The sequence below is a fragment of the Rhizobium sp. TRM96647 genome (assembly GCF_025780115.1).
In the GTDB taxonomy this organism is placed as follows: Bacteria; Pseudomonadota; Alphaproteobacteria; order Rhizobiales; family Rhizobiaceae; genus Mycoplana.
Genome location: NZ_JAOXHF010000007.1, coordinates 123,062 through 149,250 on the forward strand (window position 1 = coordinate 123,062; position 26,189 = coordinate 149,250).

The following is a 26,189-nucleotide window of genomic DNA, read 5'->3' on the forward strand; positions in this document are numbered from 1 at the left end:
GATCCCGGGACTTTTGCCTGAAATGGGGCGGACGTGCCGGTGGCGGAGGCGCCATGGCCGGACCTGCCGGCGCAATCCTTGCGACCAGACCGCATGCATGCCCTTGACCGCCCGGTAGCGACGCGCTTTTCTTGCGCTGTGTCGACGATATCGGAGGTGGTTTCAACGGCATGCAATCGCCTCGTGATTTTTCCGAATCGCTCTACGAACTGCTGCCCTTCCCGGTCATCGTCACGGACCGCGAGGCTACGCGCTTCTTTCTCAACGAGGCCGGACGCCGCACGTTCGGCTGGGAGGGCAAGGGGGGCGCGCACGAGACGCTGCCCGCGGTGCTGCGCAGTGACGACGCAGCGCAACTGCTGCAGGGCCTTGCCGTCTCCGGCCGCGGCCACAGCCATGTCATGCCGTTCTGCCGGGCGGACGGGTCCGAGTTCGAGGCGTCCGCGCATGTGATCGCGCTCGACGGCGCCGATCGGGCGGGCGGCTATGCGCTCCTGTTGCGAAGCCTCGCCACCGGCGGCAGCCATGGCGAACAGGTCATGCTCGGCAGCCGGATCTATTCGGCGCTGGACAAGATTCCCGAGGGCGTCGTGATCTTCGACCGCAACGAAAGGGTGGTCGTCTTCAACCGTGCGTTTCGCGACAGCTGCGGTGCCGCAAAGCATGCCGTGCGCGTCGGCGTCACGCTGGAAAGCATTCTGAGGGCCAATGTCAGGGAAGGCATCTACAAGGGCGTCGTGGAAGGCACCCCGGAGGCCGAGGCCACGGTACAGGCGCGCCTGGCCCAACATCGCGAGCAGAGCGGGCTGCCGACGATCTTTGCGACGGGCGACGGGCGTTGGATCCGCGCGGAGTGCCATGCGACCGACAGCGGCGAGGTGATCGGGCTGCGGATCGACGTCACCGACCTGAAGACCATCGAGCAGGAGCTCGACGCAAGGCAGCGCCAGTATGCGGAATTGCTGCGGCTCCTGCCGGACCAGATCGTGCGTGCCGACAAGGACCTGATCATCCGCTTCTGCAACGAGCCATATGCCAGCTTTCGCGGCACGACGCCGGAGGCGCTGATCGGGCGGGGCCTGAAGGAGATTGAGGAGGACGCGAACCATGCGGCCGGCCTCAGGGCGCTCATGCGGATCACCCCGGAGGTTCCGATCCTGACGGGCGAGTTCAGGATGCACAATGCGCAGGGCGAGGAACGCTCGATCCTGTGGATCGCGACCGCGACCTTCGAGGGGACGCAGCCGGTGGAATTCGTCGCGGTCGGTCGCGACGTGACCGAAACCTGGCGACAGCACGAGCGGCTGGAGGAACAGGCGCTCGAACTGCAGAGGAAGAACGAGGCGCTGAACCAGTTCACGGCGACGGTGTCGCACGACCTGAAGGCGCCGATCAGGCACATCGCCTCCTTCGCCGAGATGATCGCCGAGGATGTGGAGCGGGGCGAACTGGACGAGCTCGCGCTGCATGCCGACTATGTGCGGCAGGCGGCCCGGCGCATGCAGCGGCTGGTCGAGCGCCTGCTGGAATATGCGCAGATCGCCTACAGCATCCGGCAGGTGGAACCGGTCTGCCTCGATGCCGTCGTCGGTGACGCGATGACGGTGCTGGCGGACCACGTTCGCGAGACGAAGGCCGAGATCGACGTCATGCCGCTGCCTTCCGCCCATGGCGACCCGGAACTCTTGCGGCGGCTGATGCAGAACCTGATCGGCAATGCCATCAAGTATCGCCATCCCGACCGGGCGCCGCGGGTGCGGATCTATGGCGAGACGACGGCCGACGGCGTACGGCTCGTCGTCGAAGACGAGGGGATCGGCATCGATCCGAAGCACGCCGAAGCCGTGTTCGGGCTGTTCCAGCGGCTGCACCAGGACGAAAAACACTATGGCGGCACCGGCATCGGGCTGGCGCTGGCCAAGCGGATCGTCGAAAGCCATTCCGGCAGCATTCTTCTCGACACGAGCTACCGCGGTGGCGCCCGCTTCGTGGTGACATTGCCGCAGGCTTGACGATTCGTCAGTTCCCGGCCGGCCTCAGGTGGATGGGAGAGCCTGAAAGCCTCTCACCCTAACCTTCTCCCCGCAGGCAGGGCGAGGGGACGTGCCCCGAATCGCGTCTGCTGAGGGTGCCGTGTATTTCCTTCTCCCCGCCCGCGGGGAGAAGGTCGCCCGAAGGGCCGGATGCCGGGCTTACTGCTGGTCCCGCGGCAGGACGATATGCCCGCGGAGCCAGCCTTTGCATCGTGCTACTCTGCCGCCTCGGCATAGTCCTCCAGCGGCGGGCAGGAGCAGACGAGGTTGCGGTCGCCGTAGACGTTGTCGACGCGGTTGACGGGCGACCAGTACTTGTCGACGCGGAAGGCGCCGGGCGGGTAGCAGGCCTGCTCGCGCGAATAGGGGCGGTCCCATTCGCCGACGAGGTCTTCCACCGTGTGCGGCGCGTTCTTCAGCGGGTTGTTGACCTTGTCCATCCGGCCTTCCTCGATGGCGCGGGCCTCCTCGCGGATCGCCAGCATCGCGTCGCAAAAGCGGTCGAGCTCGGCCTTCGTCTCCGATTCGGTCGGCTCGATCATCAGCGTGCCGGCGACCGGCCAGCTCATGGTGGGTGCGTGGAAGCCGCAATCGATCAGCCGCTTGGCGACATCGTCCACCGTCACGCCGGCGCTGTCGACGAGCGGGCGGGTGTCGACGATGCACTCGTGCGCCACGCGGCCCTTGGCGGACTTGTAGAGCACGTCATAGGCGCCCTTCAGCCGGGCGGCGATGTAGTTGGCGTTCAGGATCGCCACCTTCGTCGCCTGGGTCAGGCCTTCGCCGCCCATCATCAGGCAGTAGCTCCAGGAGATCGGCAGGATCGACGCCGAGCCGAAGGGGGCCGCCGAGACGGCGCCGGCCTCGGCCGTGCGGGGATCCTTCGGCAGGAAGGGGGCCAGATGCGCCTTGACGCCGATCGGCCCCATGCCCGGACCGCCGCCGCCATGCGGAATGCAGAAGGTCTTGTGGAGGTTGAGGTGGCTGACGTCGGAGCCGATGTCGCCGGGGCGGGCGAGGCCGACCATGGCGTTCATGTTGGCGCCGTCGAGATAGACCTGGCCGCCGTGGCCGTGGACGATCTCGCAGATCTCGCGCACGTTCTCCTCGAAGACCCCGTGGGTCGAGGGATAGGTGATCATGCAGCACGAGAGGTTTTCGGCGTACTGTTTTGCTTTCGCCCGGAAATCATCCATGTCGATGTCGCCGTCGTCACTGACCTTGACGACCACGACCTTCATGCCCGCCATTTGCGCGGACGCCGGGTTGGTGCCGTGGGCGGAGGTCGGGATCAGGCAGACGTCGCGATGCGCATCGCCATTGGCGATGTGGTAGTCGCGGATCGTCAAGAGGCCGGCATATTCGCCTTGCGCCCCCGAATTCGGCTGCATCGAGATCGCGTCGTAGCCGGTGACCGCGCAGAGCTTGGCGGAGAGATCGTCGATCAGTTCCTTGTAGCCTTCCGCCTGGTCGGCCGGCACGAAGGGGTGAATCTCGGCGAATTCCGGCCAGGTGATCGGCAGCATTTCCGCTGTCGCGTTCAGCTTCATCGTGCAGGAGCCGAGCGGGATCATCGAGCGGTCGAGCGCCAGGTCGCGGTCGGCGAGCCGGCGAATGTAGCGCGTCATCTCGCTTTCGGCGCGGTTCATATGGAAGATCGGATGCGTCAGGTAGGCACTGGTGCGCAGCATCTTCTCGGGAAGGCGGTAGTCGGCCTCGAAATCGGCAACCTTGAAGTCGCCGCCGAAGGCCCGCCAGATGGCCTCGAGCGTGGCCGGGCGCGAGCGCTCGTCGAGGCTGATGCCGATCCGGTCATCGCCGATCCTGCGCAGGTTGATCTCCTCGGCCACCGCTGCCTTGAGGATGATGCCCTGCAATTTGCCGACATGGACGGTGATCGTATCGAAGAACACATCGGGTTCGACCGTATAGCCGAGCTTCTCCAGCCCCTTGGCGGTCAGGACGGCCTTGCGATGAACCTGCTGGGCAATCGCCTTGATGCCCTGCGGGCCGTGGAAGACCGCATACATTGAGGCCATGACGGCGAGCAGCACCTGCGCGGTGCAGATGTTCGACGTCGCCTTCTCGCGGCGGATATGCTGCTCGCGGGTCTGCAGCGACAGGCGGTAGGCGCGGTTGCCGCGCGCATCGACGGAAACGCCAACGAGGCGGCCCGGCATGTTGCGCTTGTAGGCGTCCTTGACCGCCATGTAGGCGGCATGCGGGCCGCCGTAGCCGACGGGCACGCCGAAGCGCTGGGTGGTGCCGATGGCGATGTCGGCGTCCATGTCGCCCGGCGATTTCAGGAGCGCCAGCGCCAGCGGGTCGGCGGCGACGACGGCGATCGCGCCGGCCGCATGCAGGTCGGCGATGACGCCAGTGAAGTCGTGGACGTGGCCGTAGGTGCCGGGATACTGGAGGATTGCGCCGAAGACCTCGGCGGCGACCAGATCCTTCATGGGATCGCCGACCCTGATCGTCCAGCCGAGCGGCTCGGATCGGGTCTTGAGCAGCGCGATCGTCTGCGGGTGGCAGTTCTCGTCGACGAAGAAGGTGGTGGCCTTCGACTTCGAAACGCGTTCGGCCATCGCCATGGCTTCGGCCGCCGCGGTCGCCTCGTCGAGCAGCGAGGCGTTGGCGATGTCGAGGCCGGTCAGGTCACAGACCATGGTCTGGTAGTTGAGCAATGCCTCGAGCCGGCCCTGGCTGATCTCGGGCTGGTAGGGCGTATAGGCCGTGTACCAGGCCGGATTCTCCAGGATATTGCGCTGGATCACCGGCGGGGTGATGGTGCCGTAATAGCCCTGGCCGATCAGGGAGACGAGCTTGCGGTTCTTGTTGGCCGTCTCGCGCAGCTTGTCGAGCGCCTCGCGTTCGGACATCGGCGCACCCCATTCAAGCGGCGTCTTCTGGCGGATCGACTGCGGCACGGTGTCGTCGATCAGCGCATCGAGGCTGTCATAGCCGACCACCTTCAGCATCGCCTCCATCTCTGCCGGCGAGGGGCCGATGTGGCGGCGGTTGGCGAAGTCGTAGGGCTGGTAGTCGGTAAAAGTGAAGTCCTTGGGCAGGTTCATTAGCCGACGAGCTCCTTGTAGGCGGCCTCGTCCAGCAGCGCCTCGGCGTCTGCCTTGTTGTTCAGCTTCAGCTTGAAGAACCAGCCGGCGCCCTGTGGGTCGCTGTTGACGAGGGAGGGATCGTCGACGATCGCCTGGTTGACCTCGACGATCTCGCCGTCGAGCGGGCAGTAGACGTCAGAGGCGGCCTTGACGCTCTCGACGGTGGCGGCATCGCCGCCCTTGGAATGGGTACTGCCCACTTCGGGCAGTTCGACGAAGACGAGATCGCCGAGTTGCTCGGCGGCGTGCGTGGTGATGCCGACGGTGGCGACGTCGCCGTCGATCTTGAGCCACTCGTGTTCTGCGGTGAATTTCAGCATGTCGGTTCCTCTCTGGAAAATTCAGAAACTGTGTTGCTGCCCCTCATCCCCCTGCCGGGACCTTCTCCCCGCAGGCGGGGAGAAGGGGGCTGGGCGCTCCCCGTCGGTTCCCTCTCCCCGCTTGCGGGGAGAGGGTTAGGGTGAGGGGCGATCGCCACGCGCATCGGTCAGCGCTTGAAGCTGTTGGTGACGAAGGGCAGGGCGGCGACGGTGACGGGCAGGTATTTGCCGCGGACTTCGGCGAACAGCTGTGTCCCCGGGGCTGCGAGCGCGACCGGGACGTAGCCCATGGCGATGGGTGCCTCGATGCTGGGGCCGAAGCCGCCGGAAGTGACGTGGCCGACTTCGGTCTTGCCCTCGGCGTCGACAGAAAGTTTCGCCGGCGGGCGGACCGGGGCCTTGCCCTCGACCTTGAGCCCGACGCGACGGCGGGCGGCGCCGGAGGTGAGTTGCCCGAGGATGGTTTCTGCGCCCGGGAAGCCGCCGGCGCGATCGCCGCCGGTGCGACGCACCTTCTGCATCGCCCATTCGAGGGCCGCCTCGACCGGGGTGGTCGTCGTGTCGATGTCGTTGCCATAGAGGCAGAGACCGGCCTCCAGCCGCAGCGAATCGCGTGCGCCGAGCCCGATTGGCATCACGTCGGGATGATCGAGCAGGTGGCGACAGACCCGCTCCGCCCTGTCGGCGGGAATCGAGATCTCGAAGCCGTCCTCGCCGGTATAGCCGGAGCGGGTGACGATGCAGTCGGCATCGTGCAGGTCGCAGGCGCGGACGTCCATGAAGCGCATGCCGGCGATGTCCGCCCAGAGTTCGGCCAGCACCGTTTCCGCACGCGGGCCCTGCAGGGCGATCAGCGCGCGGTCCGTGAGCATCGTCAGCTCGCAGCTGTCGCCGATGTGCTTTTCGAGATGGGCGAAGTCCGCATCCTTGCAGGCGGCATTGACGACGACGAAGAAGTGGTCGCCGCGGTTGGCGATCATCAGGTCGTCGAGGATGCCGCCGTCCCCGGCGGTGAACAGCGCGTAGCGCTGGCGCCCCTCGCCGAGCCCGACGACGTCGACCGGCACGAGGCTTTCCAGCGCGCGGGCGGCGTCGGCATTGTCGCCGGAGCGGGCGCGCACGATCACCTGGCCCATGTGGGAGACGTCGAAGAGGCCGGCAGCCGCGCGGGTGTGCAGGTGCTCCTTCAGCACGCCTGCGGGAAACTGCACCGGCATCTCGTAGCCCGCAAACGGCACCATGCGGGCGCCGAGCGACACGTTGAGGTCGTGCAACGGGGTTCTTTTAAGGTCAGACACGACGTCCAAGGCGCCCTCCAGTCTTCTGGCGCTCGCGCGCCGGCCCATCACTGGCGCTTTCGCGCCGCTTTCATGAGCCCCCTCTGTCCTTGTCGCCTGAGATTGTTATCCCTTCGGCGGGCGCGTGAACGCCACTCTCCAGAGTCCTGTCGGCACCTTGCTGGTCCTTTTGCCTGAGAGTTTCCGGGGGCGGTTGCTCCTTCGGCACCGGTTCGAAACCGGTTTCTCCCAGCGAGGTCTTCGCCACATAAAGGCGTCGGCCGGAATTTGGCAAGAGCATAGCGTCGCGGCTGAACAAATATTTGTCGCCTGCCGCCATGTCGTCCGTCCCTCCGGCGCAAACGAAAAAGGCTCCCGCAGATACGGGAGCCCTCGGGGATGCGTGGCGGACGGATACGGCCCTCGTCAGTCCTCGCGGGTAGGCATGCCCTCGGGGGCCGCGATCAGGTCGCCTTCGGCCCCAATTTCGGCATAGGAGCGCGCGGCGGCCGCGAAGGTCGTATCGTTCTGGCGCTCCATCGTCAGCAGCACGAGCGCCAGCGCCGGCGGCTTCACGACCGTCAGGATTCCTCGGAGCTGAAAATTGTCGCCGATCCGGGCGGCATCCGCCCATGCCTCGATCTTCTGTTCGAAGAGCGTGGTCGGGCGGGTGGTCGCCTTGTATGCCTGCGCGGCATAGGCGGCGGTAGCGGGGGATACGGTTACGATCTGCGCCATGTCGTCTTCTGCAATTTCTGGTTCCCAATAGTCTCTTGTTAACACAATCGGCTTGCGCAAAATGTAACGCGGGCGGTTCGTTTTTAATCGAATTTTAGTGTTTCGTCGGGCGCATGCCGGTCGTGCGGCGCAAATTCCCGCAGGCCTCTTGCGTCGAAGCGGCGATCTCCGCCATAAGACCGCACATGACGGCCGGGTCCGGCCGGCTGGACAATCGCCGCCTTTTGCGGCGCGCGGAGTGAGCCGATGAAACCGATATTCGTGCAACTGCAATGCGCCCCCGGCAAGACCTACGAGGTCGCCGATGCCCTCTACGCCACCGAACTGATTTCCGAACTCTATTCTACCAGCGGCGAGTACGACCTGCTGCTGAAGGTCTATGTCGAGACCGAGGAGGACATCGGCAAGTTCATCAACGACCACATCGCCTCGATCCCCGGCATCGTCCGTTCGCTGACCACGCTGACTTTCCGGGCATTCTGACCCGCACGCCCGCAACTTCCCCTTTGCCGGGACATGCGTTAAAGCACGGCCCAAAGAAAGAAGGCGAAGATGGCAGGTATCGAACACAGGCAGGTGGACCAGGACGAGGCGGGTATGCGGCTCGACCGCTGGTTCAAGGTCCACTATCCGGGGCTGGGCTTCGGCCAGTTGCAGAAGCTCCTGCGCTCGGGCCAGGTGCGCGTCGACGGCGGCCGGGCGAAGACCGACATGCGCGTGCAGCCCGGCCAGACCGTGCGCATCCCGCCGATGGGGGTGGACGCCAAGGAGACGAAGGCGGGGCCGATCGGCGGCCGCGACCTGAAGCATTCTCCCGACGGCGAACTCCTGTCGCGCATGCTCCTGCATGAGGACGACAAGGTGTTCGTGCTGAACAAGCCGGCCGGCATCGCCGTGCAGGGCGGATCGGGCGTGACCCGGCATATCGACAAGATGCTGGAAGCCTGGACGAGCCAGAAGGGCGAGAAGCCGCGCCTCGTCCACCGCCTCGACCGCGACACGTCAGGCGTGCTGGTCATCGCCCGGACCCGAGGGGCGGCACAGAAACTGACGGCGGCCTTCCGCGAGCGCGACACGAAGAAGACCTACTGGGCGATCGTCAAGGGCGTGCCGCGCAAGCACGAGGACAAGATCTCGACCTGGCTGGTGAAGGAGCAGACACCGGACGGCGACCGCATGCGGATCGCCAGGCACGGCGAGGACGGCGCCGATCATGCCGTCTCCTACTACCGCGTCGTCGAGCAGGCCGGACAGAATTTCGCCTGGCTCGAGATGGAGCCCTATACCGGGCGGACCCATCAGCTCCGCGTCCATGCCGCCCATCTCGGCCATCCGATCATCGGTGATCCCAAGTATTTCGAGGCGGACGTCAACTGGACCTTTCCCGGCGGGGTGCAGAACCGCCTGCACCTGCATGCCCGGCACATCGACATCCCGCATCCCTCCGGCGGACGCCTGCGAGTGACCGCGCCGCTGCCGCAGCATATGGTGCAGACCTGGAGCGTGCTCGGCTTCGACCAGGCCGCCGCGGACGGGGACGCGTGATGCGGCTCGTCCTCTTCGATTGCGACGGCACGCTGGTCGACAGCGCGCACCTGATCCACGAGGTGATGGCGCGCACCTTCGAGGACTTCGGGCATGCCCGCCTCCAGCTTGCCGCTACCAAGAGCATCATCGGGCTGACCCTCGACATTGCCATTGCCCGGTTGCGGGGCAAGGCGCATGTTGACGAGGAGGCGCAGGCGATGGCGGCGCACTACAAGAAGATCTTCATGGGCGTGCGGGCGGAGCCGGGCTACCGGGAGCCGCTGTTTCCCGGGATCGAGCCGATGATGCGCCGGCTCGAGCGCGAGGACGACATGCTGATCGGCGCGGTGACCGGCAAGTCGCGGCGCGGGCTCGACGCGATCCGGGTGACGCACGGACTGGAGAAGACCTTCCTCGTCTCGCGCACCGCCGACGACTGCCCCTCCAAGCCTCATCCGGCCATGGTCAGCGAATGCTGCGCCGAGACCGGCATCGATGCATCGCGGACGGTTGTCATCGGCGATGCGATCTACGATATGCAGATGGCCAAGGCGGCCGGCGCGCAAGCCGTCGGTGTCGCCTGGGGCTATGCCAGCGTGCCCGAACTCGTCGAGGCGGGGGCGGACCACATTCTTAGGGAGCCGGCCGAACTGCTGCAGTGGCTGGAACTTGCCGATGCGTGACATTCTTTCCGACCTTTCCGATGCCATGAGCGATCCCGATCCGGTGCGCCGGGCGCAGATCCAGATGAAACGGCCGCTGCCGAAGCGGTTCTACAAGGACGTCTCGATCGGCGAGGGCGAGGGCGGCTTGACCGTCCTGCTCGACGGCCGTCCGGTCCGCACCCCGGCCAAGCGGCCGCTCGCCGTCGCCTCGGCGGGCCTTGCCGAACGGCTGCGGGCCGAATGGGATGCGCAGGGCGAGGAGATCGACCCGGCGAAGATGCCGGTGACGCGCCTTGTCAACACCGCGCTCGAGGGCGTCGCCGACAATGCGGACGCGGTCAGGGACGAGATCGTTCGCTTCGCCGGCACCGACATGATCTGCTACCGGGCCGACAGTCCGGAGCGGCTGGTGGCGATCCAGCAGGCGGCGTGGGACCCGGTGCTCGAATGGGCGGCGGATGTGCTCGGCGCACGCTTCATCCTGGCCGAAGGCGTCATCCACCAGGAGCAGCCGGCACAGGCGATGGAAGCCTTTGCCACCGCGCTGGAAAAATTCGGCTCTCCACTCGAACTCGCTTGTATTCATACCGTCACCACGCTGACCGGCTCGGCCATCCTGGCGCTCGCCTTTGCCCATGGCCGGCTGGACGCCGGGACCGTGTGGACGCTCGCCCATGTCGACGAGGACTGGCAGATCGAGCACTGGGGCACGGACGAAGAGGCGTTCCGCCGCCGCGAACTGCGACGGCAGGAGTTCGAGGTCGCAGCCGCGGCATTCGGCGACGTGACCGGCCGCTGAGGCGCCCCCGCGTCTCGCATTTACCATGGATTGCATCACGGGGTTGCCCCGGCGCGCCGGTTCGTGTCATGGCCATGGCATGGGCCGGGCCGATTCGGTTTCCCGGCGACTGTTGAAATACGGATGCAATTTCATGCTGATGACCTTCCTCCGTGTGCCGCTCGTCGCGCTTGCGATGGCGGCGATGTGCCTTGCCGCCCAGGCGGAGACGCTCAAGGATATCCGCAAGGTTTCGGTCGCCGGCGACGGTTCGGTCTCCAGGGACGTGGTGGCGTTGACGGGCCAGCAATTGAAGCGTTCGGTCCGCTCCACCCGGCGGCCGGTGGCGCTGCCGAAGGTCGTCATGGAAGTGCATCTCGCCAAGGAGATCCGCGGCGCGGGCGCACAAGCCGGCCGCAACTCGGCGGAGGTGACCGTGCTTCTCCGCGGCGGATCGGGCGCACCGGTCGCAAGCGAGCGCTTCATCGTCAACAGCTTCATGACGGGCAAGGCCGCCGACAGGGCGCTTGCCAACGCGATCTCGCAGCGCATCGCCGTGACCTACAGCCTCGCGCCGATCAGGGCCGCATCCACCGGATCGCGGGGCAGCGCGAAAGCCTACCGGAAGCACCAGCCGGCAGCCCGCCGGCAAGCGGCCCCGCAGGCGGCTGAAAAATCGGCCGGCCCGGCCGCCGAGCCGATCATCATCCCAAGCGAGGCGGCGCTGACCGTCAAGCCGCGCGTGCGCAAGCCGAAGGCGGAAACGAGCGCCGCAAAGACGCCGTCGCCCTGCGTGGTCACGGCGACCACGAATTGCAACTGACGGATTGCATTATCCGGGCAGCGGCGCCTCGGGCTGGCCCGTTTCGTCATCTTCTGTGTGTCGAGGACCGGACCTTCGGCATCCGGCCAATGCGAACTTGATTGTGAGGCGGGCGAGGCGCGATAATCCTGCGGCGGCCGGATGAGAGGCCGCATTTCGCAGGGAGACCACCATGTCCCTATCCGCGCGCCTGTCCTTCTACCAACCCCAGGCGCTCGCCGCGCTCAGGATCATGACCGCGCTGCAGTTCATCGAGCACGGCACGCAGAAATTCTTCAATTTTCCGCCGGCGGCCGAACCGTTCGGCGATCTGACGAACCTGATCGGCGTTGCGGGACTTCTGGAAATCGTCGGCGGGGGGCTCGTCCTTGTCGGCCTGTTCACGCGGCCTGCCGCCTTCGTGCTCTGCGGCTTCATGGCGGTCGCCTATTTCATGGCGCACATGCCGGTGGACTTCTGGCCGGTGAACAACCGCGGCGACGCGGCGATCTCGTTCTGCTTCATCTTCCTCTATCTCGTCTTCGCCGGGCCGGGCGCGTTCGCGCTCGACAACCGGCGAAGCTGAGACCAGATCAGGTGGCGAACTTCAGGCCCATGATGCCGGTGACGATCAGGGCGATGCAGCCGAGGCGGAGGGCCGTGACCGGCTCGGCGAAGAGCACGATGCCGAGGATGACGGTGCCGACCGTGCCGATGCCGGTCCAGATGGCATAGCCGGTCCCGATCGGCAGGTGGCGGACCGCAAGGCCGAGAAGGACGATGCTGATCACCATCGCACCCACCGTCAGCGCGGTGGGTAGCGGCCGGGTGAAGCCGTCCGTGTATTTGAGGCCGATGGCCCAGCCGATTTCGAAGAGGCCGGCAAGTACGAGCAATATCCAGGACATGTCCTGCTCCGTTTGAAAGGAGCGGGGCCGTCCCCGCGTTCGTCACCGCCGTCGTCCGGCGGCAGCAGCCGTCTGCCTTGGCCAGATATCGCAACGGACGCCCGAAAATCAAGAGGCCCCCGCGCAATTCAGCCATGCGCGGGGGCCTCGGAGCTGGATGTTGCGCGCGTCAGCCGAGCCGCGCGGCGTGCCACTTGAGGTGATCGTCCATGAAGGTCGAGATGAAGTAGTAGGAGTGGTCGTAGCGCTCGTGCATGCGCAGCGTCAGGCCGATCTCTGTGCCCTGGATCGCCTCGTCGAACAGCCAGGGACGCAGACCGTTCTCCAGGAAGCCGTCGGCCTTGCCCTGGTCGATCAGGAATTCGGGGAAGCGGGCGCCGTCCTCGACGAGGGCGCAGGCGTCGTACTGCCGCCAGTTGGCCTGGTCGGGGCCGAGATACTTCTCGAAGGAGCCGGAAGGCCAGTCGGCGGTCGAGGGCTGGACGATCGGCGCGAAGGCGGAGCAGCTCCTGAAGCGATCAGGATGCTTCAGTGCGATCGTCATCGCGCCATGGCCGCCCATCGAATGGCCGAAGATGCCCTGGCGATCCATGTCGACGCGGAAATGCTGGGCGACGAAAGCCGGCAGTTCCTCGGTGATGTAGGTGTACATCTGGTAGTGTTCGGCCCAGGGCTTCTCGGTGGCGTCGAGATAGAAGCCCGCACCCTTGCCCATCTGCCAGTTCGTCAGTTCGTCCGGCACGTCGTTGCCGCGCGGGCTGGTGTCGGGGCAGACGATGATGAGCCCGAGCTCGGCGGCCATGCGGCGATACTCGCCCTTCTCCATGACGTTGGCATGGGTACAGGTCAGGCCGGACAGGTACCACAGCACCGGGCAGGGCTCCGTGATCGCCTTCGGCGGAACGAAGACGGCAAAGGTCATCTCGCAATTGCAGGCGAGCGAATCATGGGCGTATACGCCCTGCATGCCGCCGAAGGCCTGGTTCTGGGATAGGACTTTCATGGGGAGCTCCAATGGTTTGGCGTCACGAGGCGAGCGCGACGGCCGCATTCACGGCGGCCGCGACGAGCACGGTGTTGAAGAAGAAGGAAACGATCGCATGCAGGAGGTTGAGCTTGCGCATCTGCGTGGTGGTGACGGCGACGTCCGAGGTCTGCGCGGTCATTCCGATGACGAAGGCGAAATAGAGGAAATCGAAGATGCCGGGCATGTCGGTCTGCGGGAAATCCAGCCCGCGTTCGCCCGGTTGCAGCGACTTGCCGCCCTGCGGGCGCCAGTAGACATGGGCGTAGTGGACCGCGGCCATCGTGTGGATCGTGAACCAGCCGAGCACCACCGATGCGAAGGAGAGGATCAGGTCCAGCGGCTCGACGACGTCGCCCTCGTTGAGGACGATGAAGAGGGAGGCGAGCGAGATCGCGAAGGCGCCGACGGTCACGAGCAGGATGATCGGCGCCGGCGTATCGGTGTCGACGGCATATTTCTTGAGGTAGCCGCCGGTGAGATAGGGCAGGCGCCGCCCGATCATCAGCAGGTAGAGCATGAAGAAGATGATGCCACCCAGCTGTGCTGCGACCCGCATCCGTAGCCACAGGGCTATCGGCAGGATCAGAAGGGCAGCGATGGCGGCAATGTAGAACGGGCGATGGCGGCTGTGCCCGGACGCTGCCCTTGCCGGCGCCTTTGCCGGCGTGCTCATGGCGCTGTGCCCGACGATTTCGCGCGGCGGCACAGGCGGTCGAGCGTCTCGAGAAAGGCCGAGCGGTCGCGTGGCGAAAAGGCGGCGTTGTAGCCCTTGCTTTCGCCGGTCTCGCGCAGATGCTGGCCGAGGTCGCGCATGGCGGTGGCCATGCCGATATTGGTCCGGTCGAAGATCCGCCCGGTCGGCCCGGTGACGAAGGCATCCCTGGCGACGCAGCGCCCGGCGAGCGGTACGTCGGCGGTGACGACGATGTCCGCGGGCTCGACGTGCTCGACGATCCAGTCGTCGGCGGCGTCGAAGCTACCCGAGACGATGACGTTCTTCACCATCGGGTCGCGCGAGGGCCTGAGGCCGGAATTGGCCACGAAGGTCACTTCGATGCCGTGGCGTTCGGCGACCTTCAGGATTTCCGGCTTGACCGGGCAGGCATCGGCATCGACGTAGATCATGGCGTACGTGCTTCCGCTGTTCTTCAGGCGTTTCCGGGCGACGGCGGCCGCAGCATGTCGACATGCGGAATGCCGTCTTCCAGATATTCCTCCGAAGTCGGAGAAAAGCCAAAGGCTTCGTAGAAGTGCGTCAGATGGCTCTGCGCGGAGAGCGCGATCGCCTCGTTCGGGTAAAGCCGCTCGCAAGCCACGATCGCCTCGCGCATCAGCGCATCGCCCAGGCGCTTGCCGCGATGGTCAGGCGACACGGCGACGCGCCCGATCCGCGGAAGCGCATCGGCCACCGGGCGCCAGAGCCTTGCGCAGGCGAGCAGGTCGGTGCCGTTCAGCAGGCGCAGGTGCCGGCAGGCCGGATCGTTGCCGTCGAGTTCGGGGTAGGGGCAGTTCTGCTCCACCACGAAGACGTCGACGCGCATCTTCAGCATGGCGTAGAGGTCGACGGCGGAGAACTCCTCCAGCCTCCGCACGTCGACCGTATAGGCGGGCGAAGTCGTCAATAGACCACCACGCCGCGGATGCTCTCGCCCTTGTGCATCAGTTCGAAGCCGTTGTTGATGTCTTCGAGCGGCATGGTGTGGGTGATCATCGGGTCGATCTGGATCTTGCCCTCCATGTACCAGTCGACGATCTTCGGCACGTCGGTGCGGCCGCGCGCGCCGCCGAAGGCGGTGCCCATCCAGTTGCGGCCGGTGACGAGCTGGAACGGACGCGTCGAGATTTCCTGGCCGGCGCCGGCGACGCCGATGATGACCGACTTGCCCCAGCCGCGATGCGAAGCCTCCAGCGCCTGGCGCATCACCTTGGTGTTGCCGGTGCAGTCGAAGGTGTAGTCGGCGCCGCCGATCAGGTCGCCGTTGCGCTTCGTCATGTTGACGAGATAGGGCACGATGTCGTCGCCGACCTCCTTCGGGTTGACGAAATGCGTCATGCCGAACTTCTCGCCCCATGCCTTGCGGTCATTGTTGATGTCGACGCCGATGATCATGTCGGCGCCGGCAAGGCGCAGCCCCTGCAGCACGTTCAGGCCAATGCCGCCGAGACCGAAGACGATCGCGGTCGAGCCGATCTCGACCTTTGCCGTGTTGATGACAGCGCCGATACCGGTGGTGACGCCGCAGCCGATGTAGCAGATCTTGTCGAAGGGCGCGTCCGGGTTGACCTTGGCGAGCGCGATTTCCGGCAGGACCGTGTAGTTGGCGAAGGTGGAGCAGCCCATGTAGTGGTGGATCTTGTCCTTGCCGATCGAGAACCGGCTGGTGCCGTCCGGCATCAGGCCCTGGCCCTGCGTGGCCCGGATCGAGGTGCACAGATTGGTCTTGCGCGACAGGCAGGAATAGCACTCGCGGCATTCCGGCGTGTAGAGCGGAATGACGTGGTCGCCCTTCTTGACCGAGGTGACGCCCGGACCGACGTCGACGACGATGCCGGCGCCCTCGTGGCCGAGGATGGCCGGGAACAGCCCTTCCGGATCGGCGCCCGAGAGGGTGAAGTCATCGGTGTGGCAGATGCCGGTGGCCTTGACCTCGACCAGCACCTCGCCGGCCCGCGGGCCCTCCAGTTGCACGGTCATGACCTCCAGCGGCTTTCCGGCCTGAACGGCGACAGCGGCGCGTACGTCCATGATCTCTCTCCTTAACTCCAATGGAACCTGATTCGATGCGGACCATTGCAGAGCCCGGGCGGGCACTCAAGTCCATCTCGACTACGGGGGTGCTCAATCGTCGCCTCGACGACCGCGCATACCCAGCCGGGCGATCTCGGCCTCGAGCGCGTCGATCGCTTCGCCGGTCCGGGCATGCAGGCGACGGACCTCCTCCAGCCGCTCGAAAAGAGGGTGGGTGGAGGTTTCCGGGCCCGTCTCGGACGGAGCCTCGCCGATCCCGGCGATCAGCCAGGACGGCGATACGCCGAGGATGCCGGCGAGCATGAACAGGGCCTGCGTGCGCGGCTCGGCATGGTCGCGCTCCCAGTCTCCGACGGTGTCCTCCGGGAGCCCCATCCGTGCCGCGAGTTCGCCGAGCGACAGGTCGAGGGCGTCGCGCGCGCGCCAGATGCGGCCGCCGAGCGTGTCGCCATCGGCACGGGGCGAGCGGAAGGGGATGGTGTTGTCATCGCCGGACTTTGCCATGACGGCCTCCGTTTTCTTCAGCGAAATCTTAAGGATGGAAGTGCTGCATGGCTACCCCAAATGCGCCGCGCCCCGCCGCAGCACCCTGCGGCGCCCCTTGACCGCGCCGTGTACGATGCGGTTGAAACGGCCGACCGCTCGATGATTCCGGGCCGGTCACGTCGCCCCATCGCATCGCTCCAGGGTTCATCCATGCAACCGTCGACGGACCATTTCAGGCAGCACGTGATGCAGGGGATGGCGTTGATGGCCTTTGCCATGACGATCCTTCCCGGCATGGATGCGATCGCCAAGTACATGGCGACCTACGAGGGCATGTCGCCGGGGCAGGTGACCTTCTATCGTTTCTTCTTCCAGCTCGTCTGCACGCTGCCGCTGCTGTTGACGGTGATGGGCCGCGACGCCTTCCGGGCGAAGAGGCCATGGATGAACCTACTGCGCGGGGTGCTGCACGGTGCGGCGAGCCTGCTGTTCTTCGTCGCCGTGAAATACATGCCGCTCGCCGACGTCTTTGCCATCTACTTCGTCGAGCCGTTCATGCTGACGGCGATGTCGGCGGTCTTCCTCGGCGAAAGCGTCGGCTGGCGGCGATGGCTGGCGATCGCAGTCGGTTTCTGCGGGGCGCTGATCGTCATCCAGCCGAGCTTTGCGATCTTCGGCTGGACCGCGCTGCTTCCGGTCGCCTGCGCCTTTCTCTACACGCTCTACCTGTTTCTCAACCGGGCGATCGGGGAGGGCGATTCGCCCCTGACGATGCAGACGATCTCCGGCTTCGGCGGCATGATGTTCATGGCCGGCGCGCTTGCGGTCGGAAACGGCTCGGGGCTGGAGAATTTCGCGCTGTCGCTGCCGCAATCGCCGTTGGCCTTGGGGCTGCTGCTGATCCTCGGTTCGCTTTCCGGATATGCCCACCTTCTGGTCGTGCGTGCCTTCCGCATGGCGCCGCTGTCGCTGCTGGCGCCGTTCCAGTATTTCGAGATCATCTCGGCCACGATCCTCGGCTATGCCCTGTTCGGCGATTTTCCCAATCTGTGGAAATGGGTCGGCATCGCCATCATCGTCGGTTCGGGCCTGTTCATCATCTGGCGGGAGCGGATGGCCGCCAGAAACGTCGGCCCGGTGGCGCCGGATTGAGACGGCTGTGCCTTTTCGGGACGGACCGGGCGGGAAGCGCCCGCGGGACCACGTTCTGCCGGATGCGTTTCTTAACATTTGAAGCATAGCGTGGGACCGGCGTACTGCTGACGGGTCAGACGCGGTCCGCAGGTATCGTTTGTGGAATTCCGCCCCGGGCCGCTCCGGCTTCCGGCGCGGCTGTCAGGTGGCTCGGGGAGCGTTTGCGTGTCGCCGGAACTGTCGGTTGTCATCCTGCTCGGCATCAATCTCGGCCTGGTCTGGCTGCTGCTGGCCGCCCCGATCGGCCGGCGGACCCTTCGCCTGCGCCGGACCTACGATGCGGATGCCATGAAGATCTGGTCGGCGGTCTTCCCGCTCGGTGCCAACGCGGACTGGCACCACGCCGTCATCTCCAGCACGCGGATCGGCGACGGCCGTGTCCGGCAGGCCTATGGGCATGTGGACAGGACGGGAAAGCCGATCCTGCGCACGCTCCAGCTGAGCGACGTCACGGCACAAGGTCAGGAGCCGGGGCAGGAGCGCCTCGCCTATAGCGCCCGGGTCGTCGACGACAGCGCGCTGGATCCGTCATTCTGGCGGCATTACCGCGAGCGACGCTCGCTGTCGGCGACGGCCTCCGGCAGCGTGCTGACGATCGAGCAGACGGACCACTATCGCGGGCTCGCCTTCCTGCTCTTCCGGTATTTTTCGCTGCGGCGCGAGACCCGCGCGCTGGAGCAATGGTTGCGAAAGGGTGTGTCGGTACCGAACGGGCTGTTCGAGCGATCGCCGGTGCAGGCGGGGCTCGCGGTGCTCTCGACGCTGCTGCTCTGGCCTTTCTTCGGCCTCCACCTCTACGGCCTGATGCTGTCCGTGATGCTGACGGTCGTGATCGTCCTGCACGAACTCGGCCACATGGCCGCCTACCGGGCTTGCGGGCATCGGCATGTGCGCATGATCTTCATTCCCTTCCTGGGCGGGGTCGCGATCGGCGGGCGGCCCTACAATTCCCTGTTCGAGGTCGCCTTCTGCGCCCTGATGGGGGCCGGACTGTCGGCCTTCCTGGTGCCAGTGCTGTCGGCATTGCATGTCCTGCTCGCCCGGGATGGCGCTTTCCACGCGGAGGCCGGGCGGATCGTACTCGTCTTCCTTGCCATCCTTGGGGCGTTCAATCTCCTGAACCTCCTGCCGATGCATCGCTTCGACGGCGGGCAGGTGCTGCGGCAGGTGTTCTCCTCGCGGCCGGCGCTGGTCGCCGCCAGTTTCGCGGTGGCGCTCCTCGTTCTCGCCATCGGCTGGCGGGTCGGCCTGCCGCCGATGGCGCTGCTTGCGGGACTTGCGGTGTTCACGCTGCTCAGCATGCTCGGCAGCCGGAGTGCGGTGAAGCCGCGGCACTCGCTGGTGCCGATGACGAACGGGGAGAGGGTCCTGGCCGGCTGCGGGCTCTATGCGGCCGTCGGGCTGCACGGATCGGCAATCGTCTACGCCTGCAACCGCCTGTTCGGCTGAGGCTGGCTCGGACAAGCCTGCCGATCGTCCGGGGGGAGCGCTGCCACCGGGCCGAACACCGTCTCGAAGGCGTCCTTCAGGAAGATGTCGACGTCGCCCATCGCGACGGGCAGGCCGAGATCGACGAGGCTGGTGACGCCGTAGCCGCGGATGCCGCAGGGGACGATGCCGCCGAAATGGTCGAGTTCCGGATCGACGTTCAGCGACAGGCCATGGAAGCTGACCCAGCGGCGCAGGCGAATGCCGATTGCGGCGATCTTGTCCTCCGCCGGCGAGCCGTCGGGCAAGGGCGGGCGTTCCGGGCGTCGCACCCAGACGCCGACTCGGTCCTCGCGGCGTTCGCCGCGGACGTTCATCTGCGCCAGCGTCTCGATGACGACGTCCTCGAGGGCGGCAACGAAGGCGCGCACGTCCTGCCGGCGCCGCTTCAGGTCGAGCATGACGTAGACGACCCTTTGCCCCGGGCCGTGATAGGTGTATTCGCCGCCGCGCCCGGTCTGGAACACCGGGAAGCGATCCGGATCGACGAGGTCCGCGCCGTCGGCGCTGGTGCCGGCCGTATAGAGCGGCGGATGCTCGACCAGCCAGACGAGCTCGTCGGCCTCGCCGGCGGCAATTGCCGCAGCCTCGCGCTCCATCGTCTCCACCGCCACGTCATAGGGGACGAGTCCGGGCTCGATGCGCCAGCGGATCGGCGGCGAGCCCGCGGTTGCGTGCATGGATTTTTCGAGTTCTGCGCGTTGCATGGTACGGTCCTTCGGGCCCTTCTCTGCCAATATAGGCCGGCCGATGCAAGGTTTTGAGGGCCGAAATCGCCCGTCCGCGGGGGCTGTTGAAATTGTTGTCTTTGCCGTCAGATTTCTGTTGCAATGGCCTTGTGCACCCACAGGGCTTTTGCTACATGCAGCCCCGCCGGCGCAAATCGGCACCTACCACGATGCGGTCGTGGCGGAATTGGTAGACGCGCAGCGTTGAGGTCGCTGTGGGGCAACCCGTGGAAGTTCGAGTCTTCTCGACCGCACCAAGAACCCGGCTCAGGCCGGGTTTTTTGTTTTTATTCAGCGATTTGAAGTTTGCGATCTCCTTGAGGAGGCATGCGCAGGGACGCTCTTTCGCGCGAGGTCGTTGGTGGCCTGATTTGGCTTGCTGCGCCCCGACTACGCTTCCGTCTTTGCCGCGGCGGCGGGATACGCGCGGGTTGTGGCCTGGCCGGTCTTCTTCCGGGTACTTCCGGCCTTCCGCTGGTTCTTGCGCAGATCGACATAGGACGGCATCTCTCCGGCATTGTGGTAGTAGGCGATCAGGCGCCGGCCCTTGGCAAGCTTGCGCAGCGGCTCCTCCACGACGATGCTGTAGTCGGGTGTCCGGCCGAACCAGCCGCTCAGCTTCTCAAATCGACCGGGTCGTGCACATGATGCCTGCAACTGCCCTTTGGCCACAGAAAGGGGACGGAGACGAGCACCCGGTCCGCCATCTGCGTCAGGTGATGCGCGAAGGCGGCCGCGTCGGGAATATGCTCGAGAACCTGGAAGCAGGACACGAAGTCATATTTCTCCTCCGGTTGAAAGGTGAAGAAGTCCTGCTCGAAGCCGATCACGTTCGGCGATGAATAGGGATGGCGGATGTCGACCGTGTGGCGGACGGGAATCCAGCGGAAACGCTCGATGTATTCGGCATTCGAACTGCCGACATCGAGATAGGACCTTGCGTCGGACGCCAGCACAGACACGATCTGCTCGACGTATCTGTAGTAGAGAAAATTCCTGCGCTTGGAGAAATAGCCCTTCGCCATGTGATGTCCTCAACGGGCGCCGGTCGTCTCATGACGGTGACGAGGATATCATCTTTCGGGTGCGATCGCATCCGCCGGGAGAGAGCAGCAGCCCGTTGAAGTCAGGCCATTCCTCAGGCTTGCGACAGGCCGGGCCGTAGGCTGCGCAACCCGGTCCTGCCTTTGCTGCGCCGGGACATGTCCGCCTTCGGCCCTCCGGTTCGATCCGGTCGACCGCAGACAGGTTGCTCGCCCGCGATCTGCCTGTGTGCGCATCTTCGACGTAGAGGCTCTGCGACCGCCGTCGGATATCAATTGATGAAGCGGATTGCCAGCATCAGGCGGTCGCCACGGGTGGGCGGGGATGCGCGGTGGTAGCAGGAGGTGTCCTCCACGAAGCCGGTCCCCGCCGGCCCTTCGATGACGAGCTCCTTGTCGCGCCCGAATTCCTTGTAGACGGCCTCCTGGCTGGCGCGGGCCGATCCCAGCAGCATCCTGAGCGGCTTGCCCTTGTGCGAGCGCCTGATCATGACGTGGGCGCCGGAATGGCGATCGGTGTCGGTGATGTAGAAGCTGGCATAGAGGAAATCGTAGCCGCCGACGTCGTAGTGATAGTCGATGACGTGGTGCTTCAGCTGGCGCCGTTCCTCGTCGCTCATCGAAGAGCCGAAGCTCCAGTCGAGGATCGTCGTGATCTTGCGCGGTGCGTGTCCGAGATAGCCGCGAACGATCGCTCGCAGAACGGGATCGTTGATGATCTCCCGGACCTCCGGGCAACGGGCCGGGTCGGTGATGCCGCCGATCGGCATCTTCCGCCCGTCGGCCGCCACGCCGTTCAAGACCTCTGCATAGCGGAAGGTCGGCCCCTTCGGATCGTAGATCGCATGCAGCGGCTCCGTCAGCGCAAAGGCCCTGATCGCCTCGATGCTCCTGGGGGGGAGGTCGAGGCCGACGAACACGGCTTCGTCGCGAATGCTGCGGATGATGCCGTTCACGTCGGCATTCGGAAAGAGGGTCGATGCATTGCCTGATGTGGCACGCGAGGCCGGCCGCATCGCTTCCAGCGCGCGACGGACGGTTCCGTAGGCGCTGCGAACGGTGCGAAATCGCCCGAACACATAAGAGAAGTCGTGGGCCAGGACTCTGTTGACAACGCCTGCCATGTTCATGAGGTCACCTCTTGAAGCGGGGGCAATACTTGACGAAGAAAGTATATGTTTTCGGTGGCGATGGTCAGTCGTGCCTGACAGTGAAATGGTGGTATGCGGTAGCAATCTTAGTGCGTAGGTTGCATCCAGCCCGTCGAGACCGGTTACATGCCCGGCCTAGATCAGGAGTTGTATGTATGGTGGTATTCCACGGGATTTCGACGTAGGGCGGGATGACGGACTGACCGATCATTCCCAGCGCGGCCCGATCTTCGTCGGCCGACGCGATCAGGGTGCCGCCAACGAGAGGCCTGAGTGCGGCATATGCAAGGTATATCAGCTGTTTGTGGAAACTATCTAAACCGACATCGAGAACGGCGCGGACGACCGGTCTCCTTCGCGCTCAGGGTTGCAGCTTGCGGAACTTCCTGACGATGCGTTCGCGCTTCAGCCGCGACAGCCGGTCGATCCAGAAGATGCCGTCCAACTGGTCGATCTCGTGCTGCAGGCAGACGGACAGGAGCCCGTCGGCTTCCTCGGTCAGGCGGTCGCCGGTGAGGGACTGGTAGCCGACCCTGACCCTCGCCGGGCGTTCGACTTCCTCGGTCAGCCCCGGCATCGACACGCTGCCTTCGACGTGCCTGCGGGTCTCCCCGGAGAACCACTCGATCTCGGGGTTGACGTAGATACGCGTCGAGGCCGGCCCGTCGAATTCGATCACCGTCAGCCGCTGCAACGCGCCGACATGGGCGGCGGTGATGCCGATGCCGGGCGCGGCGCGCATCGTCTCGGTAAGGTCGGCCGCAAGGGCCGCGAGCGTGTCGTCGAACCGCGTCACGGCTGCGCAGGGTGTCCGCAGCCGGGCGTCGGGAAAGCGAAGGATCGGGCGTATCGTCATGAAGGTTCCCCGGTTTGTCTGTGACCGACGTAGCGGGCCGGGCGGCAATTGGGAAGCCCCGGTCTGGACCGCGCCGGGGGACCGCGTCGCCACAGCAGGCGGCCGCTTCCAATCGGGTTTGGGCCATCGGCAACAGTCGCAGAATTTTGCCGCGAACACGGCCGGAATTGCCGTGGGCGGTGTGGACCATGTCAATGCTTTCCGCTAGCACGGAACCGGCTGCAGGGATGCCCGTTCCCTGTTCGTCGGCAAATCGGCGCAGATTCCATTTCCCGTCCCGTTCGCGTTTCAGGCTGGCGCGTTGCCGGGACATGCATCTTGTAGGAGCGGCTCGGATGACGGACACCGGCGAAGACGATCGCGAGCGCGCCCGCCCTGCCGAGGCGCAGGTCGCCGACGTCGACGACATCTATGCGCCGGACGGCTCCGTCCGCAGCGATTTCCTCTTGCAGGTCGGGGCTGCGGTCGCCGATCGCGACATCCTGTTCCTGCGCCGCCACGTCGCCCACCTGCACGAATCGGAGATGGGCGACCTGCTGGAGGCGATCCAGCCGGACCAGCGCCGCGCGCTCGTCTCGCTGCTCGGCTCTGATTTCGACCTGGCGGCGCTGACCGAGGTCGACGAGGCGATCCGTCTCGATATCGTCGAGCACCTGCCCAACGAGCAGATCGCAGCGGCGATAGGCGAGATGGATTCGGACGATGCCGTCTACATCCTGGAGGACCTCGACCAGGAGGACCGGGAGGAGATCCTCGCCAAGCTGCCGTTCACCGAACGCGTGCGCCTGCGCCGCTCGCTCGGCTATCCGGAGAGCACGGCCGGCCGGCGCATGCGCTCGGATTTCGTCGCCGTGCCGCCGTTCTGGACGATCGGCCAGACGATCGACTACATGCGCGAGGACGAGGATCTTCCCGACAGCTTCACCGAGATCTTCGTGATCGACCCGACCTTCCGCCTGCTCGGCGTCGTCGAGCTCGACCGAGTGCTGCGCTCCAAGCGCGACGTCAAGGTCGAGGCGGTCATGCGTCAGACCAGCCATCCCATCCCGGCGCTGATGGACCAGGAGGAGGCGGCGCAGGTCTTCGAGCAGTACGACCTGCTTTCGGCCGCCGTCGTCGACGAGAACGGCCGCCTCGTCGGCGTGCTGACGATCGACGACGTGGTCGACGTCATCCAGGAGGAGGCCGAGGAAGACCTGATGCGGCTTGGCGGCGTCGGGGACGAAGAGCTTTCGGACACGGTGCTCGAGACATCGCGCTCGCGCGTGCCCTGGCTGCTCGTCAATCTCTTCACCGCCTCGATCGCCGCATCCGTCATCTCGCTGTTCGAGGCGACGATCGAGCAGATCGTGGCGCTGGCGATCCTGATGCCGATCGTGGCCGGGATGGGCGGGAACGCCGGCTCGCAGACGATGACGGTGACCGTGCGCGCGCTCGCCACGCGCAACCTCGACATTCACAACGCCTGGCGCGTCGTGCGCCGCGAGGCGGGCGTCGGGCTGCTCAACGGCATGCTGTGCGGGACGCTGATCGGCTTGGTCGCCGGGCTCTGGTTCCAGGATGCGGATATCGGCGGGATCATCGCCACCGCGATGCTGATCAACATGATGGCCGCGGCACTGGCGGGGATCCTGATTCCGTTGGTGCTGGACAAGGTCGGCGCGGACCCCGCGGTGTCCTCGGCGGTGTTCGTGACCGCGGTGACCGATACGACCGGATTCTTCTCGTTTCTCGGGCTTGCGACCTGGTGGTTCGCGATCGCGTGAGCCGCAAAAATTGACTTTCACGTAAAAGTAAATAAAATTGCGCCGACAGAAGATATCGGAGCCGGCGTGAACAAGTACTACACCATAACAGAGCTGACGCGCGAGTTCGGCGTCTCCACCCGGACGCTGCGCTTCTACGAGGACGAGGGCCTGATCCATCCCGAGCGTCGCGGGCGCACCCGCCTGTTCCGCCCGGCAGACCGGCATCTGATCAAGGAAATCCTGCGCGGGCGCCGTATCGGCTTCACCATTTCCGAGATCCGCGAGATCATCCAGGTCTACAAGGATCCTCCCGGCGAAATGGGCCAGTTGCAGCTTCTCATGCAGAAGGTCAGCGTGAAGCGCGACGATCTCAGACAGAAGCGGCGCGACATCGACGAGACGCTGGCGGAACTCGACAATGTCGAGGAAGCCTGCCTGACGCGGCTGGCCGAGATCGGCGTCGGGACCTGACGGGTTCCTATTCTTCGGGAGGCGTCGTCGTCGAATAGGCCTCGACGGTGCATTGCTGCGAGATCTCGGCGATGCGGGCGTCGGCCATGTTGACCGTGCCCCGGTTCAGCGCATCGAGCAGGTTGCCTTGCACCAACCGATCGAGCGTGCAGTCGCAGAAGGTGCGGCAGAAGCCGGCATCCGTGTCCCTGCTGCAGGCCGCGACGCAGCTGTTGCGATAGCTCTCGACCGGTTCGGCTGCCGGCGGCGGCACGACCAGCGAAAAGAGATAGACGAGCGCGATCAGTACGGGCTGGTGGATCAGGTAGATCGGCAGGCTATGCCTGCCGGCTGTCCCAAGCAGCGAAACGGCCCGGTTTTCGGCGCGCCGGTCCGATGTCGCGGGCAGGGGCTTCGACCACTTGCCATAGAGCTGAGCAGCCGCCATGCCGAGGAGGAACGCGCCGAACCAGGGTAGGAGCGGCACATAGTCGTTCGACCGGGGCGGCGTCAGCGACAGCCCGATCCACCAGAGCATGGGATGGTCGAAGACGGGACTGCGCAGCAAGTGCGGCGCTGCGAAGGCTGCGGCCGAGCACAGCAGCACGATGGCGACCGGCAGGCGCAGGAACGGCAGGCCGAGCAGGCTTGCCGCGGCGATCAGGTGCAGGATGCCGAAGAAGATGAAGCTGGACGGGAAGATGAAATAGGTCGCGACCGTGATCGCGAGCGCGGCAAGGACGATCTTCGCCATCCGGATCCAGAACGGCCGCCAGCGAATGGCCGGGCGATGGCCGAGGACGAGGCCGAAGCCGGCGAGGAAGATGAAGCTGCCGGCGATCAGGCGGGCAAAGATGCGAAAGCCGCCGGTGGCCGCGGTGCCCGGGGCGATGTAGCCGAAATAATCGAGATCCCAGCTGAAGTGGTAGATCGCCATGGCGACCAGCGCGATCCCGCGCGCCGCGTCGAGCCAGGCGAGCCGCCGGGCGGGAACCTTGCCGCCCACGCGTGCAGTCGCGGAATCCTGAGTCTGTTCGGTGGTGGTGGGCGTCTGTCGGTCGGTCATGGGGGCCTGTCTACGCAGAATCTGGCTGAACTGCAT

At 65.7% G+C, this 26,189-nt stretch carries 28 protein-coding genes, 1 tRNA gene and 2 riboswitches; of the genes, 12 read left to right on the forward strand and 17 right to left on the reverse strand.

The features are described from left to right. Positions 1–170: 170 nt before the first annotated feature. Positions 171–2,012, forward strand: a complete 1,842-nt coding sequence (locus tag OCK02_RS14720) for an ATP-binding protein (RefSeq protein ID WP_263813717.1) — start codon at positions 171–173, stop codon at positions 2,010–2,012. Between the two features lie 236 nt (positions 2,013–2,248). Here OCK02_RS14720 and gcvP read toward each other — a convergent pair whose 3' ends face one another. From gcvP to OCK02_RS14740, 4 genes are all read right to left on the reverse strand, one after another. Further along, complete coding sequence (gene gcvP / locus OCK02_RS14725; protein ID WP_263813718.1) at positions 2,249–5,110, reverse strand: aminomethyl-transferring glycine dehydrogenase; 2,862 nt, start codon at positions 5,108–5,110, stop codon at positions 2,249–2,251. Then, positions 5,110–5,472: a glycine cleavage system protein GcvH gene (gene gcvH, locus OCK02_RS14730; protein ID WP_230805368.1), complete on the reverse strand. Its 363-nt coding sequence runs from the start codon at positions 5,470–5,472 to the stop codon at positions 5,110–5,112. The genes gcvP and gcvH overlap by 1 nt, the downstream gene beginning before the upstream one ends. Before the next feature lie 167 nt (positions 5,473–5,639). After that, positions 5,640–6,818 (reverse strand): glycine cleavage system aminomethyltransferase GcvT, encoded by a 1,179-nt coding sequence (gene gcvT / locus OCK02_RS14735; RefSeq protein WP_412178837.1) that lies wholly within the window; start codon positions 6,816–6,818, stop codon positions 5,640–5,642. A gap of 25 nt (positions 6,819–6,843) precedes the next feature. Continuing rightward, positions 6,844–6,922: riboswitch (glycine riboswitch) on the reverse strand. Positions 6,923–6,925: 3 nt separating this feature from the next. Next, positions 6,926–7,011, reverse strand: a riboswitch (glycine riboswitch). Positions 7,012–7,175: 164 nt separating this feature from the next. Next, entirely contained in the window at positions 7,176–7,487 is a 312-nt protein-coding gene (locus OCK02_RS14740; protein ID WP_263813720.1) for a hypothetical protein, read from the reverse strand. A gap of 246 nt (positions 7,488–7,733) precedes the next feature. On the opposite strand from OCK02_RS14740, the gene OCK02_RS14745 reads away from it, so the two are divergent. The 6 genes from OCK02_RS14745 (at position 7,734) to OCK02_RS14770 (ending at position 11,845) form a co-directional block, all read left to right on the forward strand. After that, positions 7,734–7,970, forward strand: a complete 237-nt coding sequence (locus OCK02_RS14745) for an Lrp/AsnC ligand binding domain-containing protein (RefSeq protein ID WP_230805372.1) — start codon at positions 7,734–7,736, stop codon at positions 7,968–7,970. A gap of 69 nt (positions 7,971–8,039) precedes the next feature. Further along, entirely contained in the window at positions 8,040–9,032 is a 993-nt protein-coding gene (locus tag OCK02_RS14750) for an RluA family pseudouridine synthase (protein ID WP_263813721.1), read from the forward strand. Continuing rightward, a complete protein-coding gene (locus OCK02_RS14755) occupies positions 9,032–9,697 on the forward strand; it encodes an HAD-IA family hydrolase (RefSeq protein WP_263813722.1) in 666 nt (221 codons plus the stop codon). Before OCK02_RS14750 ends, OCK02_RS14755 begins: the two co-directional genes overlap by 1 nt. Continuing rightward, positions 9,690–10,478 carry an ATP12 family chaperone protein gene (locus tag OCK02_RS14760; RefSeq protein WP_263813723.1) on the forward strand — a complete coding sequence of 263 codons (789 nt, stop codon included), beginning with the start codon at positions 9,690–9,692 and terminating at the stop codon, positions 10,476–10,478. Before OCK02_RS14755 ends, OCK02_RS14760 begins: the two co-directional genes overlap by 8 nt. A 133-nt stretch (positions 10,479–10,611) precedes the next feature. Continuing rightward, positions 10,612–11,280, forward strand: a complete 669-nt coding sequence (locus OCK02_RS14765; protein ID WP_263813724.1) for a hypothetical protein — start codon at positions 10,612–10,614, stop codon at positions 11,278–11,280. 172 nt (positions 11,281–11,452) lie between these two features. After that, positions 11,453–11,845, forward strand: a complete 393-nt coding sequence (locus OCK02_RS14770) for a DoxX family protein (RefSeq protein ID WP_263813725.1) — start codon at positions 11,453–11,455, stop codon at positions 11,843–11,845. 7 nt (positions 11,846–11,852) lie between these two features. Here the strand turns inward: OCK02_RS14770 and sugE are convergent, their stop codons facing one another. The 7 genes from sugE to OCK02_RS14805 all read right to left on the reverse strand — a co-directional run bounded on the left by sugE (position 11,853) and on the right by OCK02_RS14805 (position 16,447). Next, complete coding sequence (sugE, locus tag OCK02_RS14775) at positions 11,853–12,167, reverse strand: quaternary ammonium compound efflux SMR transporter SugE (protein WP_230805380.1); 315 nt, start codon at positions 12,165–12,167, stop codon at positions 11,853–11,855. A 169-nt stretch (positions 12,168–12,336) separates the two neighbouring features. Next, positions 12,337–13,170 (reverse strand): S-formylglutathione hydrolase, encoded by an 834-nt coding sequence (fghA, locus tag OCK02_RS14780; RefSeq protein ID WP_263813726.1) that lies wholly within the window; start codon positions 13,168–13,170, stop codon positions 12,337–12,339. Positions 13,171–13,192: 22 nt separating this feature from the next. Then, entirely contained in the window at positions 13,193–13,867 is a 675-nt protein-coding gene (locus OCK02_RS14785) for a DUF1345 domain-containing protein (protein WP_263813727.1), read from the reverse strand. Further along, on the reverse strand, positions 13,864–14,319 hold the full coding sequence (locus OCK02_RS14790) for a YaiI/YqxD family protein (protein ID WP_263813728.1): 456 nt from the start codon (positions 14,317–14,319) through the stop codon (positions 13,864–13,866). Before OCK02_RS14790 ends, OCK02_RS14785 begins: the two co-directional genes overlap by 4 nt. Before the next feature lie 23 nt (positions 14,320–14,342). Then, positions 14,343–14,816, reverse strand: coding sequence for a GNAT family N-acetyltransferase (locus tag OCK02_RS14795; protein ID WP_263813729.1), 474 nt, complete (start codon positions 14,814–14,816; stop codon positions 14,343–14,345). Next, positions 14,813–15,940 carry an S-(hydroxymethyl)glutathione dehydrogenase/class III alcohol dehydrogenase gene (locus OCK02_RS14800; protein WP_230805386.1) on the reverse strand — a complete coding sequence of 376 codons (1,128 nt, stop codon included), beginning with the start codon at positions 15,938–15,940 and terminating at the stop codon, positions 14,813–14,815. The genes OCK02_RS14795 and OCK02_RS14800 overlap by 4 nt, the downstream gene beginning before the upstream one ends. 93 nt (positions 15,941–16,033) lie before the next feature. Further along, on the reverse strand, positions 16,034–16,447 hold the full coding sequence (locus tag OCK02_RS14805) for a helix-turn-helix domain-containing protein (RefSeq protein WP_230805387.1): 414 nt from the start codon (positions 16,445–16,447) through the stop codon (positions 16,034–16,036). A gap of 192 nt (positions 16,448–16,639) precedes the next feature. Here OCK02_RS14805 and OCK02_RS14810 point away from each other — a divergent pair, with 192 nt between their 5' ends. After that, the gene (locus OCK02_RS14810; RefSeq protein WP_263813730.1) at positions 16,640–17,581 is read left to right on the forward strand and encodes a DMT family transporter; all 942 of its coding nucleotides are present in this window, start codon (positions 16,640–16,642) and stop codon (positions 17,579–17,581) included. A gap of 207 nt (positions 17,582–17,788) precedes the next feature. After that, the gene (locus OCK02_RS14815) at positions 17,789–19,072 is read left to right on the forward strand and encodes a hypothetical protein (protein ID WP_263813731.1); all 1,284 of its coding nucleotides are present in this window, start codon (positions 17,789–17,791) and stop codon (positions 19,070–19,072) included. Here OCK02_RS14815 and lipB read toward each other — a convergent pair. Next, on the reverse strand, positions 19,045–19,818 hold the full coding sequence (lipB, locus tag OCK02_RS14820) for a lipoyl(octanoyl) transferase LipB (RefSeq protein WP_263813732.1): 774 nt from the start codon (positions 19,816–19,818) through the stop codon (positions 19,045–19,047). The genes OCK02_RS14815 and lipB overlap by 28 nt on opposite strands. Positions 19,819–20,011: 193 nt before the next feature. Here lipB and OCK02_RS14825 point away from each other — a divergent pair. Continuing rightward, a tRNA-Leu gene (locus OCK02_RS14825) sits at positions 20,012–20,096 on the forward strand. Positions 20,097–20,229: 133 nt separating this feature from the next. On the opposite strand, the gene OCK02_RS14830 is transcribed toward OCK02_RS14825, so the two are convergent. From OCK02_RS14830 to OCK02_RS14845, 4 genes are all read right to left on the reverse strand, one after another. Then, on the reverse strand, positions 20,230–20,415 hold the full coding sequence (locus OCK02_RS14830; RefSeq protein WP_263813733.1) for a hypothetical protein: 186 nt from the start codon (positions 20,413–20,415) through the stop codon (positions 20,230–20,232). Between the two features lie 38 nt (positions 20,416–20,453). Then, positions 20,454–20,864, reverse strand: a complete 411-nt coding sequence (locus OCK02_RS14835; protein WP_263813734.1) for a methyltransferase domain-containing protein — start codon at positions 20,862–20,864, stop codon at positions 20,454–20,456. 290 nt (positions 20,865–21,154) lie between these two features. Further along, positions 21,155–22,012: a hypothetical protein gene (locus OCK02_RS14840; protein ID WP_263813735.1), complete on the reverse strand. Its 858-nt coding sequence runs from the start codon at positions 22,010–22,012 to the stop codon at positions 21,155–21,157. A 382-nt stretch (positions 22,013–22,394) separates the two neighbouring features. Further along, entirely contained in the window at positions 22,395–22,889 is a 495-nt protein-coding gene (locus tag OCK02_RS14845) for a peptide deformylase (RefSeq protein ID WP_263813736.1), read from the reverse strand. Between the two features lie 335 nt (positions 22,890–23,224). Here OCK02_RS14845 and mgtE point away from each other — a divergent pair, with 335 nt between their 5' ends. Next, positions 23,225–24,655, forward strand: a complete 1,431-nt coding sequence (mgtE, locus tag OCK02_RS14850) for a magnesium transporter (protein WP_230805394.1) — start codon at positions 23,225–23,227, stop codon at positions 24,653–24,655. Positions 24,656–24,721: 66 nt separating this feature from the next. Continuing rightward, complete coding sequence (locus OCK02_RS14855; RefSeq protein ID WP_230805396.1) at positions 24,722–25,108, forward strand: MerR family transcriptional regulator; 387 nt, start codon at positions 24,722–24,724, stop codon at positions 25,106–25,108. A gap of 7 nt (positions 25,109–25,115) precedes the next feature. Here OCK02_RS14855 and OCK02_RS14860 read toward each other — a convergent pair whose 3' ends face one another. Continuing rightward, entirely contained in the window at positions 25,116–26,153 is a 1,038-nt protein-coding gene (locus OCK02_RS14860) for a heparan-alpha-glucosaminide N-acetyltransferase (RefSeq protein WP_263813737.1), read from the reverse strand. Positions 26,154–26,189: the final 36 nt, after the last annotated feature.